The following is a 674-nucleotide window of genomic DNA, read 5'->3' on the forward strand; positions in this document are numbered from 1 at the left end:
ATCGTCAAAATCTCACACCCCGCCTCCACCAGATCCCGCATCGCCGGCGCCACCTCCTCCGGAGTCTCACCCATACCCAAGATCAAGTTCGACTTCGTCACCAAACCAGCCGCACGAGCCCGCGAAATGACCTCCAACGACCGCGCATACCGAAAACCCGGACGAATCCGCTTGAAAATCCGCGGCACCGTCTCCACATTGTGCGCCAACACCTCCGGCCGCGAACCGAACACCTCCGCCAACTGACCCGGATCCGCATTGAAATCCGGAATCAGGAGTTCGACGCCGGTCCCGGGGTTCAGCGCATGAATCTGACGCACCGTCTCCGCATACAACCACGCACCACCATCATCCAGGTCGTCACGCGCCACACCGGTCACCGTCGAATAGCGCAACCCCATCGCCTGCACCGACTCCGCCACCTTGCGCGGCTCAGTCATATCCAACGCAGCAGGCTTACCAGTGTCGATCTGACAAAAGTCACAACGCCGCGTGCACTGATCACCACCAATCAAGAACGTGGCCTCCCGGTCCTCCCAACACTCATAAATATTGGGACAACCAGCCTCCTCACACACAGTGTGAAGACCCTCACGCCTGACCAGGCCCTTAAGCTCGGTGAACTCCGGCCCCATCCGCGCACGCGTCTTGATCCACGAAGGCTTCTTCTCGAT

General features: G+C 59.9%; 1 protein-coding gene. It reads right to left on the reverse strand.

The genetic code is table 11. From position 1 onward, the window contains the following. The coding region (locus tag ACM6LR_RS39345) for a lipoyl synthase (protein ID WP_414945659.1) at window positions 1-674 on the reverse strand (674 nt) is incomplete at both ends.

Origin of the sequence: Amycolatopsis sp. cmx-11-32 (assembly GCF_047608695.1) — a bacterium.
GTDB lineage: Bacteria > Actinomycetota > Actinomycetes > Mycobacteriales > Pseudonocardiaceae > Amycolatopsis.